Annotated in this window: 16 protein-coding genes and 2 pseudogenes; 12 read left to right on the top strand and 6 right to left on the bottom strand. The window is 38.6% G+C overall.

From position 1 onward, the window contains the following. The first annotated feature begins 50 nt into the window (after nt 1-50). The 10 genes and pseudogenes from leuB (at nt 51) to NP781_RS12650 (ending at nt 12565) form a co-directional block, all read left to right on the top strand. Nucleotides 51-1150 (top strand): annotated as a pseudogene (leuB, locus tag NP781_RS12695) (3-isopropylmalate dehydrogenase). 17 nt (nt 1151-1167) lie between these two features. After that, nucleotides 1168-2577 (top strand): 3-isopropylmalate dehydratase large subunit, encoded by a 1410-nt coding sequence (leuC, locus tag NP781_RS12690; protein ID WP_221680263.1) that lies wholly within the window; start codon nt 1168-1170, stop codon nt 2575-2577. A gap of 32 nt (nt 2578-2609) precedes the next feature. Beyond that, a complete protein-coding gene (gene leuD, locus NP781_RS12685) occupies nt 2610-3200 on the top strand; it encodes a 3-isopropylmalate dehydratase small subunit (protein ID WP_257522447.1) in 591 nt (196 codons plus the stop codon). Between the two features lie 397 nt (nt 3201-3597). Beyond that, nucleotides 3598-4482 (top strand): ribokinase, encoded by an 885-nt coding sequence (gene rbsK, locus NP781_RS12680; RefSeq protein WP_257522446.1) that lies wholly within the window; start codon nt 3598-3600, stop codon nt 4480-4482. 256 nt (nt 4483-4738) lie between these two features. Continuing rightward, nucleotides 4739-6589, top strand: coding sequence for a dynamin family protein (locus NP781_RS12675; RefSeq protein ID WP_257522445.1), 1851 nt, complete (start codon nt 4739-4741; stop codon nt 6587-6589). Between the two features lie 104 nt (nt 6590-6693). Beyond that, on the top strand, nt 6694-7914 hold the full coding sequence (locus tag NP781_RS12670) for an RtcB family protein (RefSeq protein WP_257522444.1): 1221 nt from the start codon (nt 6694-6696) through the stop codon (nt 7912-7914). A gap of 81 nt (nt 7915-7995) precedes the next feature. Next, nucleotides 7996-8982 carry a LacI family DNA-binding transcriptional regulator gene (locus NP781_RS12665; protein ID WP_257522443.1) on the top strand — a complete coding sequence of 329 codons (987 nt, stop codon included), beginning with the start codon at nt 7996-7998 and terminating at the stop codon, nt 8980-8982. A 105-nt stretch (nt 8983-9087) separates the two neighbouring features. Further along, the gene (locus NP781_RS12660; RefSeq protein WP_257522442.1) at nt 9088-10509 is read left to right on the top strand and encodes an aldehyde dehydrogenase family protein; all 1422 of its coding nucleotides are present in this window, start codon (nt 9088-9090) and stop codon (nt 10507-10509) included. Nucleotides 10510-10529: 20 nt separating this feature from the next. Continuing rightward, a complete protein-coding gene (locus tag NP781_RS12655; RefSeq protein WP_004231440.1) occupies nt 10530-11375 on the top strand; it encodes an AhlS family quorum-quenching N-acyl homoserine lactonase in 846 nt (281 codons plus the stop codon). A 17-nt stretch (nt 11376-11392) separates the two neighbouring features. Further along, nucleotides 11393-12565 carry an iron-containing alcohol dehydrogenase gene (locus tag NP781_RS12650; RefSeq protein ID WP_257522441.1) on the top strand — a complete coding sequence of 391 codons (1173 nt, stop codon included), beginning with the start codon at nt 11393-11395 and terminating at the stop codon, nt 12563-12565. 137 nt (nt 12566-12702) lie between these two features. Here NP781_RS12650 and NP781_RS12645 read toward each other — a convergent pair whose 3' ends face one another. Further along, entirely contained in the window at nt 12703-13212 is a 510-nt protein-coding gene (locus NP781_RS12645; protein ID WP_048392396.1) for a ferritin, read from the bottom strand. Nucleotides 13213-13413: 201 nt separating this feature from the next. After that, nucleotides 13414-14175 (bottom strand): TerC family protein, encoded by a 762-nt coding sequence (locus NP781_RS12640; protein WP_004230735.1) that lies wholly within the window; start codon nt 14173-14175, stop codon nt 13414-13416. 414 nt (nt 14176-14589) lie between these two features. On the opposite strand from NP781_RS12640, the gene NP781_RS12635 reads away from it, so the two are divergent. Both NP781_RS12635 and NP781_RS12630 read left to right on the top strand, forming a co-directional pair. Then, nucleotides 14590-16350 carry an ABC transporter ATP-binding protein gene (locus NP781_RS12635; protein ID WP_257522440.1) on the top strand — a complete coding sequence of 587 codons (1761 nt, stop codon included), beginning with the start codon at nt 14590-14592 and terminating at the stop codon, nt 16348-16350. A gap of 290 nt (nt 16351-16640) precedes the next feature. Beyond that, complete coding sequence (locus tag NP781_RS12630; RefSeq protein ID WP_221680271.1) at nt 16641-17060, top strand: SRPBCC family protein; 420 nt, start codon at nt 16641-16643, stop codon at nt 17058-17060. Between the two features lie 39 nt (nt 17061-17099). On the opposite strand, the gene NP781_RS12625 is transcribed toward NP781_RS12630, so the two are convergent. The 4 genes and pseudogenes from NP781_RS12625 to NP781_RS12610 all read right to left on the bottom strand — a co-directional run bounded on the left by NP781_RS12625 (nt 17100) and on the right by NP781_RS12610 (nt 21254). Next, nucleotides 17100-18581 carry a spore germination protein gene (locus tag NP781_RS12625; RefSeq protein ID WP_257522439.1) on the bottom strand — a complete coding sequence of 494 codons (1482 nt, stop codon included), beginning with the start codon at nt 18579-18581 and terminating at the stop codon, nt 17100-17102. Continuing rightward, entirely contained in the window at nt 18581-19705 is a 1125-nt protein-coding gene (locus NP781_RS12620; protein ID WP_221680273.1) for a GerAB/ArcD/ProY family transporter, read from the bottom strand. The genes NP781_RS12625 and NP781_RS12620 overlap by 1 nt, the downstream gene beginning before the upstream one ends. Nucleotides 19706-19853: 148 nt before the next feature. Then, nucleotides 19854-20743 (bottom strand): annotated as a pseudogene (locus tag NP781_RS12615) (RsiV family protein). Then, nucleotides 20736-21254: an RNA polymerase sigma factor SigV gene (locus NP781_RS12610; RefSeq protein WP_004230723.1), complete on the bottom strand. Its 519-nt coding sequence runs from the start codon at nt 21252-21254 to the stop codon at nt 20736-20738. Before NP781_RS12610 ends, NP781_RS12615 begins: the two are co-directional and overlap by 8 nt. Nucleotides 21255-21337 lie beyond the last annotated feature (83 nt).

The raw sequence follows: 21337 nt of genomic DNA, 5'->3' as shown, positions 1-21337 counted from the left end.
CGTCTTTACTAAATTAGCGAATACGCTATACAAAGAAAGGTGTTTTGACGATGGAGAGAAAAATTACAGTACTTCCCGGTGATGGAATTGGGCCAGAGGTTGTTGCTTCTGCTGTACGTGTATTACAGGTGATTGGTAAACGATTTAATCATACATTTCATTTAGGATATGCAACAATTGGTGGTGCTGCAATCGATCAGCACAACAATCCATTACCGGATGAAACGATCGAGATGTGTGAAAATAGTGATGCGATTTTATTAGGAGCTGTAGGTGGTCCAAAGTGGGATCAAAACCCTCCTGAATTACGCCCAGAGAAAGGGTTACTGCGAATTCGGAAACACTTCGATTTATTTGCCAATCTACGTCCAGTAAAGGCGTTCCCGAGTTTACTAGATGCTTCACCATTAAAGCGTGAAGTGGCTGAGAACGTTGATTTAATGATTGTACGTGAACTAACAGGCGGCGTATACTTCGGGGAACCACGTATGCGTACTGAAAATGGCGCAATTGATACAACCGTTTACTCTAAAGCAGAGGTAGAGCGTATCGTTGAAAATGCCTTTGAACTAGCACGTTTACGTGGTGGCAAATTATGCTCTGTTGACAAGGCGAATGTGCTTGAAACAAGTCGCTTATGGCGTGAAGTTGTAGAAGCAAAGAAAAAGAGTATCCAGATGTAATCGTAGAACATAACCTAGTAGACTCTGTTGCAATGAAACTTATTACAAATCCTGGACACTATGATGTAGTCGTTACTGAAAATATGTTTGGTGATATTTTAAGTGATGAAGCATCTGTTATTACTGGTTCTCTAGGTGTTTTACCATCCGCATCCATTCGTGGTGATAATTTTGGCTTATATGAACCAGTACATGGCTCCGCACCAGAAATTGCAGGGCAAGGTGTAGCAAATCCCGCTGCAACCATTTTATCCGTAGCGATGATGCTGCAATATTCATTCGGCTTAAAAGAAGAAGCAGCAGAAATTGAACGCGCTGTAAGTGCAGTATTTGATGATGGCTACTTTACAGCAGATCTTGCTCGCGACGGCAGTCGCATTTTATCGACTAATGAATGGACAGATAAGGTAATTAACGAAATTGATACTAGCTTTGTATCACAAAGTATTATGACAACATATATTTAAAGAAATAGGTGAAGACAATGGGTAAAAATATAATTGAAAAGATTTGGGATAAACATGTTGTTTATCAGGAAGAGGGCAAACCGGACCTGTTATATATTGATCTTCATTTAATTCATGAAGTAACATCTCCGCAAGCTTTTGAAGGGTTACGTATGAACGGACGTAAAGTGCGTCGTCCTGATTTAAGCTTTGCCACAATGGATCATAACGTACCAACAAAAAATTTACCAACTATCCAGGATCCCATTGCACGCAATCAAATCGAAACATTAGCTAAAAATGCTGAGGAATTTGGTGTTGAGTTAGCAGGCATGGGTCACCCTGACCAAGGGATTGTCCATGTTATTGGGCCAGAGCTTGGATTAACACAGCCTGGTAAAACGATTGTTTGTGGTGATTCTCATACATCGACTCACGGTGCCTTTGGGGCCATTGCATTTGGTATTGGGACATCAGAGGTGGAGCATGTATTATCGACGCAAACGCTATGGCAAAATAAGCCGAAAACGATGGAGATTCGTGTCGAAGGGGAGCTACCAGTTGGGGTAGCGGCAAAGGATATTATCTTAGCCATCATTGCCAAGTTCGGTATTGGTGTTGGTACAGGACATATTGTGGAATTCACTGGAGAGGCTATCCACAAACTATCTATGGAAGAACGCATGACCATTTGTAATATGTCAATTGAGGCAGGCGCAAAAGCTGGGCTTATCTCACCTGACCAAACAACAGTCGATTATATTCGTGGACGCAAATATGCACCGCAGGGAGAAAAATTGGAAGAAGCAGCCGCTTACTGGTTAAGTCTTGCTTCAGACGAAGATGCAACGTACGATACGGTTCGTATTATAAAAGCTGAAGAAATTGAACCAATCATTACGTGGGGAACAAACCCATCAATGGGTACTGGTGTTTCTGGGCATGTTCCAACACAAGCAGATTATGAGGATGAATCTGACAAGGCGGCACTTCAAAAAGCACTTGCCTATATGGGCTTAGAGGAAGGACAACCATTAACATCCATTGACATCCAGCATGTCTTCATTGGCTCCTGCACAAACTCACGCATTAGTGATTTGCGTGCAGCTGCTGATGTTATCAAAGGGCGTAAGGTGCATGACAAAGTCACAGCCATCGTTGTCCCAGGCTCACATACAACGAAAAAACAAGCAGAGGCAGAAGGTTTAGATAAAATATTTATAGATGCAGGCTTTGAATGGCGAGAGTCTGGTTGCTCGATGTGTCTTGCGATGAATGATGATGTCGTACCAGCTGGAGAACGCTGTGCCTCTACCTCAAACCGTAACTTTGAAGGACGTCAGGGCGCTGGAGCTCGTACACATTTAGTGTCCCCACCAATGGCAGCAGCCGCTGCGATTGCAGGTCACTTTGTCGATGTACGTGAATTTGTGAAGGAAACGGTGTAAGTCTTGCTTTACTCGAAAGGGATGATTGAAAAATGGAACCAATTAATATCGTAAATAGTGTCATCACACCACTTGATAGAAAAAATGTTGATACCGATCAAATTATTTCAAAAGAATTTCTAAAACGTATTGAGCGCACAGGTTTTGGACAGTTTTTATTTTACCATTGGCGTTTCGATGCACAAGGGAATGAAATAGCTGACTTTGTATTAAATAAACCTGAATTTAAAGAATCTAAAATTCTAGTGGCGCAAGATAATTTTGGCTGTGGCTCCTCTCGTGAACATGCACCATGGGCAATTTTAGATTACGGTTTTAACGTTGTCATTGCACCTTCTTTTGCAGATATTTTTCATAATAACTGCTTCAAAAACGGTATCTTACCGATTAAGCTAACAGAATCGGAATGTGATGCTATTTTAGCAAAAGGGTTAGCAAAGCCCTATAGTATGGAAGTAAATCTTGTAGAGCAAACCGTAACAGGGGAAGATGGTACAGTCTATCATTTTACAATTGACCCGTACTATAAAGAAACGTTACTGAATGGTTGGGATGAAATCGCCTTAACCTTTAAATATGAGGAACACATCGCCGCATATGAGGCGAAGCGAGTAGCCTATTAATTGATATGACTGAAGACAAATTGGATGTTGTCTTCAGTTTTTTTGTGTGTAGTTCATTTCCCATAAGAAATTCTTTATAATAAAGAAAGCATCGACAATATTATCATAGTAAAAAAGATTTCGAATGTTACAAGAGCTAGTCCAGCCAGCTTTTGGAAACGTTTGTGGGTTATCTCAAGCATTGCTCAGTATGAAGTATAGGAAGATAATCCGAGTAGTTCACGAAACAAGATCGATTAGCTTTCGAAATATTACTGTTTATAAGGTCGTGTTTGAACTTGATAGGTATCTAGTAGATTTGTGAGTTTATACGAAATTTATACTGTTAAGCTACTGAAATGATACTGCTCATTTCAGTTGTTTTTTGTTTGATCAAAAGATGAAAGGTAGGAATTCAATGATTACAGTTATAGGAAGTTTAAATATGGATTTAGTTGTACAAATGAATGCTTTTCCAAAGCAGGGGGAAACCATTCTAGGTAACTCGTTTCAAACAGTTCCAGGAGGAAAAGGGGCTAATCAAGCAGTTGCCGCAGCTCGTCTTGGCAGTGAGGTGGCGATGGTTGGCTGTTTAGGGAATGATCATTTTGGTGAGACATTACATGCCGTTTTACAGCAAGAGCAGATTCAGACAAACGCCATTGTAAAAAGCACCACTGCTCCTACAGGCATTGCTAATATACTTATTTACAAGAACGATAATCGTATTGTTGTCGTACCGGGAGCTAATTATGACTTAAGCATATCCCATCTTGAAGCTTCAAAAGAGGTGATACAAAAAAGTCACTTGGTAATTATACAGCTTGAAATCCCTAAAGAGACGACAGCCCATGCCATTCATTTATGTAAAGAAGCGGGTGTTCCAATACTGTTGAACCCTGCTCCAGCAGCCAATTTTGATGTGCAGTGGATGGAGGATATTACCTATTTAACACCCAACGAGACAGAATGTGCTGAAATTTTTAACGAGCCAGTGGAACAAGTTTTAGAAAAATATCCTAATAAATTAATCGTGACGCTAGGAAGTGATGGTGCACGTTATTTCGATGGCTCCTATCCAATTCATGTTCCAGGTTATATGACAACAGTCGTGGATACAACGGGCGCAGGTGATACCTTTAATGGTGCTTTAGCCTATGCTTTAGTAGAAGGGCAATCGTTGGATGAGGCTGTATATTTTGCTAATATCGCTGCTTCCTTATCTGTAGAGAAACTAGGTGCCCAAGGTGGAATGCCAACACTTGGAGCTGTTTATGCTCGTATGGTAGGTTTGGAGGAATAGGTCAAATGTCAGCTACTCAGCAACCTTGGATAGAAATCTCCAAGCCTTATACTTCTAAACTCATAGTCTGGACTATACCCTTTAGTCTGTGTAGCAATCATATATGAGGCAGACAGGAAATGGGTGTAAGGATGAATTCCTATTTGTGGTATAAACGTATAAGTATATTGTCCTCTTTTCATCAATCCATGTATTAGAAAAGCCATAGTTTCATTTATAATGGTCTTATAGATACATACGAAAAGAGGTTTTGAGGATGACGAACATTGACAATACGCCAATCGAAAATACAACCTCAGCGAATAATATTTTGCCGCAATTTGTTGACCAACTACGACACTTGTATGGCATCATCGTCCAAAATACATATGTGAAAGATACAGCAAAACATTTAAATCGAATCATTCAAGATGCCAATAACCAGACGATGATTTTAATAGTTGGAAAAGAGCGGGTGGGCAAAACAACACTTGTGAATGGACTTCTAGGACGCGAAATATTATCGGTAGATGATCAGCATCCAACAAGTGTAAATACGTTTATACGATACGGCGAGCAAGAAGAGATTAAAGCTTATTTTTTAGATGGTGTTGTCGCTGTATTTGATCTCAGTAAATTAGAACTACTAACAACTGGCGATACGTTTGCTTCCCAGATTTTACGTGAACATTTAGATTACCTAGAAGTCTATTTGAAAAATGATTTGTTAAAATCCGTGACAATCATTGATTCTGTGTCATTAGAAGCAGGCGGGGGAGAAATGGCTTATTTTTCAGAGGCGCTTATGAACCGTGTTGATGAAATTTTCTGGGTGTTACGCGCTGGTTCAATGGCAATGGATGCTGAACTTCTATTGATTGAAACGTTAAAAAATAAAGGTGTTGAACCTTTATGTGTCATCAATGGCATCGATGATGAGGAATATCCCACAGCATTTATGGAATCTGAACAACAACGTATTGGTCATTTGATGAGTGATTTTATAGGGATTTCAGCCATTAATGCACTAGTAGCCAAACAAACAGACAATCATGAGCTTTGGCAAAAAAGTCAGTATGATCAATTAATTGCTCACATTCATCGTGTGGCTGAAAATAGTGATAAAAAAACATATGCCATCCTAATTCGCTTCTTACAATGGCTTGAACGATTCCGCTTCGAATTGACTGTAATTCCACAACGAGATCCATTTCAATCTGCTGTAGAGAATATTGAAAAATACGCAGGCGATACCCAATATGAATATTCTCGCTATCAACGTGACTTAGCAATTGTCAAAGAATATGAGCAAGAATATGAACAGGTAGCGAACACGTTTAAACAGGTTCAAACACTGTATCAACTATTACAAACGATAGCGCAACATGATTATTTACAAGATTCCAAGGTGGAAGAATTTACCGAAATTGCTGTGCACTATCAACAAATGTTGCGTGAATACCGCAACATGCACAGTGAGTATTTACGCGAATATGAGCGTTTAGATGCACAACATAAAAAAATTCATGGTAAAGGTCTTATGAAAGCTTTCTTTGGCCAACATACGCAAAATGAATTTTTCAAAGAGCGTGTTCAAAAACTAAATGAGCAGCAAGAGGTTTGTGTCGCCCAATATGCCAAGGTACAACAAGCAGAGGTTTCAATGCTACAGGCGATTCGAGATACACAGCCTTTTTTGATTGATTTAGTGAAAGAACGCATGAGCCGTATTGAACAAAAAGTACAGAAACTAAATCAACAGCGTGCAAATGATAAGCGTCAGTTAAAGCGCTATGCTGAAAAATTAAATGAATTTTCTTGCTTAATCGAAGCACAGGGTTATATAAAAGAGCATCTTCAACCATTTTTAATGAATGAGCAAATGCCGTTGAAATCGAAGGATATTGCCATGCTTGAGGAAACTGTTCAGGCTATTTTAGCCATTGATTTATCAAACAATGGCTTACTGGCACGAAGTCAAATGAATAATAAAATGGAAAGTATTGCAATACCTTTTGTGGTGCAAGAAAAATATCCCCTGCAAATGCTTGCCTTAAGGGAAGAAGATGTAAAATCAAATGATATACCCGAAATACCCAAAAAATTAGTTGTCCAATATGAAGATTAGGTTTTCACCAAACGTTCTAAAAGTAGCATGCTTTTAGAACGTTTTCTTTATGACATGAAACAAATCATTCCAGTTTTACGTATAAGTAGTAAGGAGGGATACAATTGATTGAAATAAATGGACGCTTTACGAATGCTAAAATTTTTGCGCAAACAGCATTACAAACAGCTGTTGATCAGATTCAAGAATTAACAGATCAGGCTTTCATGGCAGGCACTAAAGTACGTATTATGCCAGATTATCATGCGGGTAAGGGATGTGTAATTGGCACGACCATCCAATTGCAAGACCGTGTTGTACCAAATCTTGTCGGCATTGATGTGGGGTGTGGTGTATTTGTAGCACAATTAGACGTAACGACCGTTGATTTTGCTCAACTCGATGCCATCATTCGCACATATGTACCAAGTGGGCAGGATATTCATAAAGAAGTATCGCCAAGCCGACATTTTGTCGAGTTTGAAGGGAAACAATTTCGAGCAAGCGGCTTGAAAGACGACTATACGAACTTGTCATTAGGTACACTTGGGGGAGGCAACCATTTTATTGAACTTGCCAAAGATGAAGATGATCAGCACTATTTGCTCATCCATACGGGGTCACGATATGTAGGGGCAAAGGTTGCTAATTGGCATCAAAAAAGAGCTTATGATAATTTACGTCGAGAAGATTTGACAGAGAAAATAGAAGCATTGAAACAGCAAGGACGACATCAAGAGATCCAATCCATGATACAAGCCTATAAAGAACAAACACCGTTCGTTCCAAAAGACTTGTCATATTTAGAGGGGGAAGCTTTCCATGATTATATCCATGATATGAAGATTGCACAGCAATTTGCACGGATGAATCGTTGGACCATTGCAGAAACCATTGCTAAACAGATGGATTGGCATTTTACGGATACGTTTGATACGATTCATAACTATATCGATACAGAAACGATGACGCTTCGCAAAGGGGCTGTTCGTGCAAATAAAGGTGAAAAGCTAGTTATTCCAATGAATATGCGGGATGGATCTCTGATTTGTATAGGGAAAGGCAATGCAGAATGGAATTATTCAGCCCCTCATGGAGCGGGACGTATGTTTTCACGACGCGCAGCGAAAAAAGCTTTGAATATGGCCGATTTTAAAGATACGATGCAGGGGATTTGGACAACATCAGTCAATGAAGAAACCTTGGATGAGGCGCCAATGGCCTATAAGCCGATGACCGAAATTACTTCTGCGATTGTGGAAACTGTAGATATTGTCAAAGTGATTAAACCTGTCTATAACTTTAAAGCGAGTGAAGCTGCAAAGCCATTTGAGCGAAAGGGTTAAGGGAGAGAAGGAATCATCACTATAATCATTATTCTATAAATGGTATAATATAGCTTCACAATGATGAAATGGGTGGTTTTTTTGGTTTCTTCAAAAGATGTGGCGAAGCATGCTGGTGTCTCACAAACAACTGTATCTAGAGTATTGAATACACCAGAGCTTGTAAAGCCAAAAACAATTAAAAAAGTAATGCAGGCGATAGAGGAGCTTAACTATGTGCCAAATGATATAGCAAGATCGCTTGTTCAGAAAAAAACAGGCATTATTACATTGATTTCGGGGCCCTTACACAACCCTTTTTTTGTTGATACAACTACAGCTATCGTGAATTATGTTAATGCACGTGGCTATAAAGTGAATGTCTATTTTGGCACAGAGGATAATCTAAATTCAATCTACAATGCAGTTTTAGAAACGAAAGCAGACGCAATTATTTTGTCTTCTATGCTGTATCAGGATGATTTATTTTATAAACTAGAGAAACTAGCTATTCCATTTATTATGTTTAACCGTAAGCATAAAGAGAATAGACATTTTGTGGAAATTGATAATGTTCAAGCAGGTTACCTTGCGACCAATCATGTCCTATCATTAGGGCATGACTCTTTATGTTGGATAGGGGGGCCACATCAAATGAGCACCTTCCATGGACGCTATCTGGGATTTGAACAAGCTTTACAGGATTATGGGCTAGATGCAAAATTAGTGCCTACTTTTTTAACGAACACCAATAAAATAGATATTGAACGAGCGTTTACAGAACTTTTACAACTCGAAAAAAGACCAACAGCTATTTGTGCTGCTACCGATGCCATTGCCATTGAAATATTGAATCTTTGTTTAGAGAGAGGTTTTCAGGTCCCGAGAGATTTTAATATCATTGGTATTGATAATGTAGAACTTAGTAAACATCACTCTATTGCCTTAACAACAGTAGGTTTAACATCAGAAGAGAACTTAGGTTTTATTGCTATCGAAAAATTATTTGAGGTAATGGAGAAAAAAATACTTGCATTAGACAAACAGAGTCTGTTAAGATTTTCCCAAGAAATACAACGTGTAAAATAAACTGATAGACCATCAGTTTATTTTTTACACCAAAATGGTTACGTATTCATTTCTTTATTTTCTGAAATGAATACGTAACCATAAAAAGAAAGGAGTGAATTACGATTGAAAAAGGGCTTATGGATCAATGGAGAATGGAAGATGACTGCTGAATGGATGGAGATCCAAGCTCCCTATTCGCAAGAGGTATTGGCACACTTTGCGATGGCCACTGAAAAAGATGTACAGGAGGCCATTGAAAGTGCGCATGCTGCAGCTCCTCAAATGGCTGCATTAACTGCTTTTCAACGAGCAGAGATATTAGAGCAGTTATCCACCCTTTTTGCAGAAAATAGAGATGAAGCAGCAAGTATCATTGCAATGGAATCAGCCAAACCGTTAAAGTATGCTTACGCTGAAATTGATCGCACAGTTGAAACCTATAAATTTGCGGCAGAAGAAGCAAAGCGACTTACTGGTGAAATGGTTCCAATGGATGCATCAAAAAATGGAGAGGGGCGCTTTGCTTATACATTAAGAGAGCCAATCGGTGTTGTGGCAGCGATTACACCATTTAACTTTCCGCAAAATCTAGTAGCACACAAAGTTGGGCCAGCATTAGCTGCAGGCAATACCATTGTATTGAAGCCTGCCACACAAACAGCACTATCAGCCCATTTTTTGGCAAAATTATTGACGCAAACAAATTTACCAGCAGGTGCCTTTAATCTTGTAACTGGACAAGGTAAATTAGTAGGCGATGCATTTTTAGCACATCCCAATGTTAAGATGATAACGTTTACAGGAAGTCCAGCTGTAGGGATTTCTCTACGCAATCGTGCAGGCTTGAAGAAAGTAACCTTAGAACTAGGTTCCAATGCAGGAGTAATTATAGACGAAGGGGTACAGCTTGAGCGTATTATGGATCGCATTGTGATGGGGGCCTTTTCCAACCAAGGTCAAGTCTGCATTTCTTTACAACGTATCTATGTCATGGAAAGTATGGTGGAGGAATTTTTAATACGGCTGAAGGAAAAAATAGAGCAGCTTACAATTGGTGATCCAATGGATAATCAAACAGATCTTGCTATGATGATTTCACAAGCTGAACAACAGCGTGCTTATCAATGGATTGAAGAGGCAGTAGCTGAAGGGGCACAAGTAATTACAGGTGGTCACATTGACAATCATATTTTATTGCCCACTGTTTTATATAATGTTCAACCACAGAGTCGTGTATCCTGTGAAGAAATTTTTGCACCTGTTGTTATCGTCAATACGGTATCCACCATTGATGAAGGGATAGCGGCTATCAATGATTCTCACTATGGCCTACAGGCAGGCATCTTCACTCCTTCTATTCAGACAGCTTTTCAGGCTACAAAAGCATTGCACGTTGGTGGGGTCATCATTAATGATGTACCTACTTATCGAGTAGATCACATGCCATATGGTGGTGTAAAGGAAAGCGGCACAGGCCGAGAAGGCATTAAATATGCGTTAGAAGAAATGACGGAAATGAAGCTAGTAATTTGGAATAACCAATAATCACGAATGGAGATGGGAAAATGAAAATGATTAAACAACATCCAAAATTGTATGTGATGGACAATGGTACGATGCGAATGGATAAAAATTATATGATTGCGATGCATAATCCCGCAACCATCGATCATCCAAACCAGCCAAATGAATTTGTTGAATTCCCTGTTTATACAGTACTGATTGATCATCCAGAAGGCAAAATTCTATTTGATACAGCATGCAATCCAAACTCGATGGGTCCAGAAGGGCGATGGGGTGAATTTACGCAAAAAGCATTTCCTATTAATATGCCAGAAGAATGCTATTTACATCATCGTCTAGAAGAATTAAATGTTCGTCCAGAGGATATCAAATATGTTGTTGCTTCCCATTTGCATCTCGACCATGCAGGGTGCTTAGAACTCTTTACAAATGCGACAATTATTGTACAGGAAGATGAGTTTAATGGCACATTACAAACATATGCTAGAAACGTGAAAGACGGTGCCTATGTTTGGGGTGACATTGATATGTGGATAAAAAACAATCTACAATGGCGCTTAATCAAACGTGGCGAGGATCATGTAAAACTAGCTGAAGGGATACAAGTATTAAATTTTGGTAGTGGTCATGCTTGGGGAATGCTAGGTTTGCATATTCAAATGCCTGACACAGGTGGTATTATCTTGGCTTCAGATGCTATTTATACGGCAGAAAGCTTTGGCCCTCCTGTCAAGCCACCAGGCATTATCTATGATTCTGTAGGTTATAATACGACTGTGGAACGGATTCGAAGACTAGCACATGAAACAAATTCACAAGTATGGTTTGGCCATGATCCTATTCAATTTAAATCATTTAGAAAATCGACGGAAGGCTATTATGAATAGATAGGAGTAGAGAAGCCATGCATAAATTAACCTTTACGCCTGCTAGCTATACTGGCTGGGGCTGTTTGAGTCAGCTTCTGCTAGAGGTAAAGAAGTTTAACGCTCACAATATTTTGATCGTGACAGATCCATTATTAAAAGAAATAGGTCTAACGGACAATGTCGAAAAGCCTTTGATTGAGAAAGGCTATACAACAACCATTTATACTGATATTGCACCAGAGCCTCCGCTTGCAATTGGCGAAAAACTAGTTGATTTTACGAGAAAGCATCCATTTGATTTGGTGATTGGTGTAGGTGGGGGCAGTGCACTAGATTTAGCGAAGCTTGCCGCCGTATTAGCAAAACATGATGGAAAAGTTGCAGATTATTTAAACCTGACAGGAACGAAGACATTAGATAATAAAGGGTTACCTAAAATCTTAATTCCTACCACTTCTGGGACAGGCTCGGAGGTAACAAATATTTCTGTGCTATCACTGGATACAACCAAGGATGTCGTGACACATGATTATTTATTAGCGGATGTAGCGATTGTAGATCCTGCCTTAACGATTTCCTTACCATCGAAGGTGACAGCGGCGACTGGGGTAGACGCGTTAACTCATGCGATAGAAGCCTACGTATCAGTAAATGCGAATGCAGTAACGGATGCACTTGCACTACAAGCTATCCGATTAATTAGCCAGTCAATTCGAACAGCTGTCCATAATGGGCAAGATAAGCAAGCGCGCACAGATATGAGTTATGGCAGCTATTTAGCAGGGTTAGCCTTTTTCAATGCTGGTGTAGCAGGCGTCCATGCTTTAGCCTATCCCCTGGGAGGTCAGTTCCATATAGCTCATGGTGATTCCAATGCAGTACTATTACCATATGTCATGGGTTATATTCGTCAAAGCTGTGAAAAACGAATGAAAGATATTTTAGATGCCATGGGGATATCATCTTCCTATTTATCGCAAGAAGAGGCTTCCTATAAATGTGTTGACGCCTTACAAAAACTCGTTCAAGATGTGAAAATTCCCTCAACATTACAAGGATTCAATATCCCTGCCTCAGCACTTGAACAGCTAACAGAGGATGCTACAAAACAAACGCGTATTTTAGCGCGAAGTCCAATGCCATTAGAGCGTGAAGATATCTATCAAATCTATCAAGCTGCCTTTGATGGTGTGGTAAGAGAACCATAAAGAACCTGAGAAACGTTGATTATTCAACGTTTCTCTTTTATTACATCTTTTGAAAATCCCACACATCGTAATGTGGTTTCCAAAAGATAGATACCTAAAAAAATCTGCTCTAATGGCAGATTTTTTTATAAGAAATATTATGCTTCTGTATCTGGTGTAAATGTACGTGTAGCCAATTCTGCATCTAGCATAAAGATTGCGTTTGAGTCAGTTTCGATACGCTCAATTTTACGAATTAATGTATCAAATGTAGATTCTTCTTCTACTTGCTCGTCGATGAACCATTTTAAGAAGGCCATTGTCGCATGCTCACGTTCATCTAAAGCAATGTCTGATAAATTGTAAATACGGCGTGTTACTTCTTTTTCGTGTGAGAGAGCTGTTTTAAAGGCATCTAAAATGGATTCGAAATGATTGCCTGGGCTTTCAAAACCTTGAATTGTTGCGCGGTAGCCCATATCACTTAAGAAATTATAAAATTTCATGGCATGGAAGCGTTCTTCTTCGGCTTGTACTAAAAAGAAGTTAGCGAAGCCATCATAATCTTGATCAGTGCAATAGGCTGCCATTGCCATATAGGCATGCGCAGAGTAGAATTCAAAATTCATTTGTTCATTAAGAGCTGTGTGTAGTTTTTCAGATAACATAAAAGTTTTCCTCCTTTTGCAGTAAATGACTTCTTTACTAGTATACAGTGTTGAGGCAGTAACATACAAAAAATTTAATTTTTAAAGCAATTCATGCAAAAGTTAATTGATATTCGTTCTCAATTAGAGAATCTCTTCTTTTATACTTTTAAGAAAATAAAAAAAATCGCCTCGATCGTAATCGAAGCGATTTTTTCATTATTATTGTTCTTGTTTCTTTTGATTTTTCACACCGATTAGGTAGCCACCTAATGCGATAGCAATTAAGACAATCCAGAAAATAGCTTTCCAAATAGTGGAGTGGGGGAATTCGTGTGGAATCACACCCAATTTTTCATGTGCTAATGTTAATACAGCTAATTTTACACCAACCCAGCCGACAATTAGGAAAGCAGCTGTTTCAAGTGATGGGAATTTGTCGAGAACCTTTACAAACCAACGAGCTGCGAAACGCATCATGATGACACCAATAATACCACCTAAGAACATCACTGCGAACTGACCTGCGTTAATCCCGCCAATATCAAAATCACCGATATGTGGAAGTGTGACAGCAATGGCAACCGCTGCAAGAATAGAATCCACAGCAAATGCGATATCAGCAAGTTCTACTTTTACAACCGTCATCCAGAAGCCAGATTGTTTTTTCGGCTCTTGAATTTCTTCGGAGTTTTGGGATGCTTTCCGCGAATCATAAATATGCTTAATAGACATAAACAGTAGATAAGCTGCACCTATTGCTTGAATTTGCCAGAAATTAACGAGCGTTGTAATAAGGAATAATGCGGCAAAACGGAAAACAAATGCCCCCACTAATCCATACAATAAAGCTTTTTGTTGTTGTGCCTTTGGTAAATGCTTAACCATAACAGCCATTACGACGGCGTTGTCTGCTGCTAACAAACCTTCTAGTACAATTAATACGACAAGTACCCATGCGTATTCTAAAAATATTGCCTCCAAATTTATTGCCTCCTTTAATTGTTGAACAGAAATGAATGGCTTGCTAACTTATTCTTTCCCTATTTTAAGCAAAAGAAAAAGACCCCTGCCTAAAAAATAGGCAAAGGTCTTGCTAAGCAATTAACTGTTCGTTGCACAGAAAGTTTTCTGTGTGACAAGAAATGCCATCACACCCGATGGTAATATACCATGTAATGACGAATGTGAATCAGATGCTTCGATCGCATCTGCTAGCTACTCCCTTTGACAATAAAGTCAAAAGCTATTCAATTCTTACTAACATAATAACATGCAACAATATAAAAGTAAATAAAAATATACTGCTATGGAGAAAAAATACTTTTCCGTTACGTTTGCACAAATGGTACTATAAAAAGATAGGCAAAATTTTTACAACTTAGAGAGGAGACAAACATGTATAGAAAATTTTTTTCCTACTACAAGCCACATAAACGATTGTTTGTCATCGATTTTTCGAGTGCCATTATTGTAGCAATCTTAGAGCTTGCGTTTCCATTGGCTGTTCAATGGTTTATCGATGAGTTATTGCCAACAGGAGATTGGGGCATGATCGTGAAAATAAGTGTCCTATTACTGCTTGTTTATGCCATTAGTACATTATTGAACTTTATCGTTAACTATTTAGGACATAAACTAGGCATAAATATCGAAACGGATATGCGTCAGGAATTATTTACGCATGTACAAAGACAATCATTCCGATTCTTTGATAATACGAAAACAGGTCATATTATGAGTCGCATTACCAATGATTTGTTTGATATAGGTGAGTTTGCCCATCATGGACCAGAGGATCTCTTTATTGCGATCATGACCTTTGTTGGGGCCTTTGCCATTATGTTTAATGTGAATCCAACACTCGCTTTGATTGCAGCCATTATGGTGCCATTTTTAACATGGCTTGTGACATTTAGTAATATAAAAATGAACAATGCTTGGAAAACGATGTATGGCAAAATTGCTGATGTGAACGGACGTGTAGAGGATAGTGTGTCCGGTGTCCGTGTTGTGAAATCCTTTACAAATGAAGAATTTGAAATTAAACGCTTTAAGGAGCAAAATGGACTTTTCCGTACGGCTAAATTATATGCCTATAAAATTATGGCAGGGACACACTCCAGTATTTACATGATGACGCGCCTCCTTACATTAATGGTGTTAGTGGTCGGCGCTTGGCTAAGCTTTAATGGGAAATTATCTTATGGGGAGCTAGTGAGCTTTGTTTTATATACGAATGTTCTGATTAAACCAATTGATAAAATTAGTGCTTTATTAGAGCTTTATCCGAAAGGAATGGCTGGCTTTAAGCGTTTCCGTGAATTAATTGAACAGGAGCCAGAAATTCAAGATCGTGAGGATGCAAAGGTTATTAAACATTTAGATGGAAATATTGCCTTCAATCATGTTCATTTTAATTATGATGCATCCAAACAGGTTTTACATGATATATCATTTGATGTAAAAGCTGGCCAAACTATTGCCTTTGTAGGTCCTTCGGGTGCTGGCAAAACTACAATCTGCTCATTGATTCCTCGATTTTATGAGGTTACAAAGGGCGCTATTACGATTGATGGTATCGATATACGTAATATGACACAAGCTTCATTACGTGCTCAAATCGGTATCGTACAGCAGGACGTCTTTTTATTTACAGGTACGATTCGTGAAAACATTGCCTATGGAAAATTAGATGCAAGTGAAGCGGAAATTCGAGAGGCAGCGAAAAAAGCCCATCTAGAGGCATTTATTGCAGAGCTGCCCGATGGCTATGATACACAAATAGGTGAACGTGGCTTAAAATTATCAGGTGGACAAAAGCAACGACTCGCGATTGCTCGTATGTTCCTAAAGAACCCGCCTATCTTGATTTTAGACGAGGCAACCTCTGCCTTAGATACAGAAACAGAAATGATTATTCAGCAATCGTTAACAGAGCTTGCTGAAAATCGTACAACACTAGTTATTGCCCATCGACTGGCAACTATTCGCAATGCTGATCGTGTATTAGTTGTGACACCGAAGGGCATTGAAGAGGATGGCACCTATGATGAGCTAGTGGCACAAAATGGGATTTTTGCAAAGCTTCATCATATTCAATTTCGCAAGGGACAAACAGAACAAAGCGTTCAGAAAGATTTTGTGGAATTGACGTAAATGAAGGAAAGGGAGATTGTTTTTTTTAACAATTTCCTTTTTTAGTTGCTTCTCTTATTACTTGTACTGCTCATGTTGTATCTAAAGCACACTAATATGCATAATAAAGGTTTATGTAGAAAGAGGGAATCCATTGAAAGGTAATACCATCGAATAATCAAAGGGTATCAGGTCAAATTATTGATATGGATAATGGAACATTTATTTCTGAATACATAGAAGGAATGTTTAGCAAGTTTATCGAATAGAACTACAGTTCACTATAAAGGTCATAAAATAGAGGTGAAACAATGGGTAACGATAGAATCATCGGTCAAACGAAAAGTGTAGGTTTTCAAATCGGGGTTAGAAGGACGTTTCCAATTTCCCAGGAGCAAGCATGGGCATTGCTCACGACAACAGAAGGGGTACGTACATGGCTAGGTGAAGGCACTTCAGTTATATTTGAGCCTGGGCATAAATACCATTCAAAGACAGGGTCAGGCGAAATCAGGATTGTTAAACCGTTAGAGCAGCTTCGATTAACTTGGCAAAAGGAAGAGTGGTCAAAACCATCTACTGTACAAATCCGTATTTTACCAAAAGATCGTAATAAAACAACCATTAGCTTTCATCAGGAACATCTTTCTGATCAGACAGTACGAGAAGAAATGAAAGGTCATTGGGAAAGTGTACTGGACGTTATAACAAAAAGAGTCCAAAATCGTTGAGCAAATAAAGATAGCATCCCTTCACAATCGATAGGGATGCTATTTGTTTTTATTTGGAGAATCCTTGTTTTCATGTCCTTTTGAAGTTCGTGTATAATCCTGTGGAGCAAGTGCTTTGTTACGTTCTGTATAGCCCTTAGGTGATAATCGAAAGATGGATTTTTTAATGGTTGCCCAATTTAGATCTGTTGCCAGGTTCATGTAAGAGTAGCCGTAAATTCGAATATTACTTAAGTAAAGCAGTGTTAGGTATAAAGAAACAAAGAAGCCAAATAATCCGAAAAAGGCACTAGCAAAGATAAAGGCAACGCGTAATATGCTAACAGAAGTTACAAGCGACTGATTCACTAATGTAAAGGAGGCAATGGTAGAAATAGCGATGACAACGATCATTTCAGGACTGGTTACACCTGCTCGAATGGCTGCATCCCCGATAATTAATCCACCTACAACACTGATGGTCCCACCGATAACGGAAGGGAGACGCAAGCCTGCTTCACGAAACAATTCAAACATGAGCAACATGAGCAACATTTCAAGCGAAGAGGGGAGCGGTAAGCCCGCCTTCGCTTGCACAACGGTTGCGAGTAGTTGGAGCGGCAATTGGTTTTGGTGATAGGTTGTCAAGGCTAGCCAGAATGCAGGAAGTAGTAATCCGATTAAAATACCAAATATTCTCAATAATCGTTCGAGTGAACTGAAAATAATAGGATATTCATTGTCCTCAGCTGATTTTAGTAAGAGAAACAAATTGACAGGGGTAATGATGGCATAGGCGACACCATCTACAAAAATAATAAAACGTCCTCTTGCTAAGGCCTGTACCGCATAATCAGGTCGTCCTGTATAATCAAACTTCGGAAAAAGCTTGGAATTTTTATTGACCCGTTCCATCAATAAATCGCCACTAAATACAATATCTGTATCAACGGCAGCAAGCTGCTTTTTGATTCCATGTAAAATATCCATATCCACAATATCATCAAAATAAAGAATGGCTACCGTAGTTTTTGATCGCTTCCCAAGCTCCACTTTTTCCACACAAAATGAGTTGGTCGGCAAGCGTTTTCTTACTAGTGCGATATTGACGCGTATATCTTCAATGAAATTATCTCTGGGCCCTTTAACAAGAACCTCCATGCGTGTTTCTTCAGGCTGGCGATTCGGCTTGTGGGCAATATTGCTTGCATATAAAAGATTGCCTTCATCAAAATACAACAACAAGAAGCCACTATAGACAAAAGTTATCAGCTGTTCCTTGTCTTGTACTTTTTGAATACTTGGAACATGAAGATGCCTTGCGATATTCTCTTCAAAGGGGACCTCATCCAAATGATCATATAAATACTGAATACGTTGAATAATCACTTCATTAAGCATTTGTTGATCAATCATAGCATCACACGTAATAAAGTGTACTTTCTGCTGATTAAACATATATTCCTGAAATTGAATATCTGCCGATTTTTGAAATAATTTTCTGAGCGTACTAAGATCTAGCGCCTGTTCTTGCTGAGGCATTATGATTCACCACTTTTCATATCTTGTTTTTCAGTTTTCCCCTTTTTAGAAGATTTATCCGACAAGAAAGCTACGACTACGAAAAATATTGAGAGTAAAAAGAAAAAAATAAAAGTGGCTGTAAGAATATAATGTCCTTTTACTTTTAAAAATAGGCTTTCATTTAGCATAATTAATGGTAAACAAAGAATAAAGAAGGGAGGAGCAAGCATTTGCCATATACGCTTCGGATCTCCTGTCATCTTCAATAAATCTGCCACAATGTACAAAAGGAAACTAACTCGAATAAAGGTTCCTGTCAGCCATTGATAAATGGAGAAAAAGTCAAGATGCTCGATATAGCGACCGATTGTCACTAATCCCCATTCCTCGTAGGCAGGGTAGCGTTGCTTAGCTGCTTCATTCGGTCCAAATTCTGTAATGGCCCCAATTAATGGTCCTAATGTCAGTCCTACTAAAATGGCCAGCATAATAGCAAAATGGTACCAGCGAATACGTTCCTTAAATTGATGCTGTAAAAATAGCAACATTAAAAGCTCAATAAACCCGGATGCAGGGAAAATCATGCCTCGCAATACAGGCTGGAATCCATGTTCAAAAAATGGACGCAATAATTCATAATCTTTCACCTGCATGTTCGTAAAGGCAACGAAAAAGCCGAAGATAACTACACCGAATAATACAAAAACGTTTAAAATGACAATTGTCTGTAAGCTAGTCGCCACAAGAAGAATACACAGAATGGTATAGATAAATAATAAGATGATCACAGGTGTTTGAGGTAAAAATGTAGTATTAACCCATTGCAGTGTTTCAATCATTGTAAAAGCTGCGATAATCATTAAAAAAATAGCAACTGTATAAATTACAATAGTAGAGCCAATTTTCCCGATTTTTGAATCAAGCCAATCTCGGATGGGCTCCTGATTAGATTTTGATTGAATATATACTAATAAAAATAGCCAAAAGAAAACAATTCCCCCAGCAAACAATACTGACAGCCAGCCATCTCTTTTGGCCACATCTAGTAGCGGAGGAATAATGGTTACATGATTTTTTAAGCCAATAACAGTCATTGATAGGAAGATGACATGTAAAATACTGATTGATCCTACACTTTTCATGTTGAAAACCCTCTAACATAGATTGATACATATTAGCTTTGACAAAAAAGTCGGCTTTATAAGCAGAAAATGGTATGGTTTCATGAAAAAAATGAGGTATTGGATGACACCATCATCCAATACCTCGTCATAGGAAAAGTAAGCTAAATTAATGAATATATTTTGTGCTTACAAGATCTTCTTTTAAGACATCTGTTGGGATTTCAAACTCTACAACGCCCATATAGCCAGGTGCCACTTCATATTTATCAAAGGAAATCACAAGCTTGCCTTTATCAGAAATGTAGAATTGCTGATCAGGTTTAATGGCTGTAAATTCCTCCATTAACTCTTCATCGGCAAGGCCAGCACCCTTTACCCAGTAAACTTTATCTTGATTCGATTCAGCTATTTGTGTACGCATTTGTTCTTTAATATTTTCACTAATTGTTTCAATATAGTGCTGATCTTTAAAGAGCATTGGTAAAGTAATTAAAATTTCGTTTTCTTTATCGATCGTATCGTATTCCATCACCGTTGAAGAAGAAGCAACGGTATTCACTACATAACGGCCAATCGACAAAATTTGTTCGTTATCAGTTTTGATTTCGTAGCCACTATCAATACCTAAATGACCACCGCCATTTAATTTTAAATCGCCCACTTCTGCCATAAATTCATCGTAAAGTGTCTTACCTTCTGCACGATATTTTTCATTTAATGTATTCGCCAGATCTTGATTTTCTAAGTTTTCAATAGAAGGTACTTTAATATTGGCATCATAAGTATCTTCAGCCACTTCATATTCTGTCCAAGTCAATACTTTTATCACACTCCCAACCACGGGAATTTCTGAGAGTGTGCGTGCCATTGCAGGACTTACATTTAAACCAGCTGTAAATAGCATGGCTGCAGCGGCTGATCCAAGGACCCATTGAGGTGTACGATTTTTTTCTTTTTTTGACCTTGCTTAAGTGCTTTTTCAACCACGAAGTCTAGCTCTTTTGGAATCGGGACTTTCATATATTGTTTTTCTAACTCCTGTAATTTTTTATCCATGTGCAGTTTCTCCCTTCACATCTTCCAATTGGATTTTCAATAGTTTTAATGCTTTATAAAGACGCGATTTGGCTGTACTCAACTTAATGTCGAGGATGTTCGCCACGTCAGCGAGTTTTAAATCCTCGAAATAATGGAGAATGACAACCTCTCGATACATTTGCGGGAGTTCATCCAACGCATGCTCCAAGTCAACATTCTCATAAACATCCTCTTGAGCAGGTGTTAAATATTGTAATGTATCATCATCTGTCACTTGTAAGCGTTTATGCTTACGTAAAAAATCTATGGCTGTACGGACAACTATTTTATAAAACCAGCTTTTCATATAGGTCACATTTTCAAGTCGATCTAATGAAAGCATGGCTTTTTGGATACTGTCTTGTACAACATCTAGTGCGTCCTGTTCATTTTTTGTATAGCTATACGCGAGCAAATAAAAACGCTCTTTTTGTTCTCGAATGAATTGGACAAACACCTCTTCATGTTGAAATGCATTTCTTGTTCTCATGTCCAAAGAAGCTCCTTTTTTAACATTGTCAAATTGTATACATTTACTAGACGTACGAGGAGAGGGAAAAAGTTGATGCCATG

This window comes from Lysinibacillus sp. FN11 (genome assembly GCF_024628845.1).
In the GTDB taxonomy this organism is placed as follows: Bacteria; Bacillota; Bacilli; order Bacillales_A; family Planococcaceae; genus Lysinibacillus; species Lysinibacillus capsici.
The sequence above is the reverse complement of the archived record's forward strand: the minus strand, read 5'-3'. Positions and strand labels throughout refer to the sequence as shown.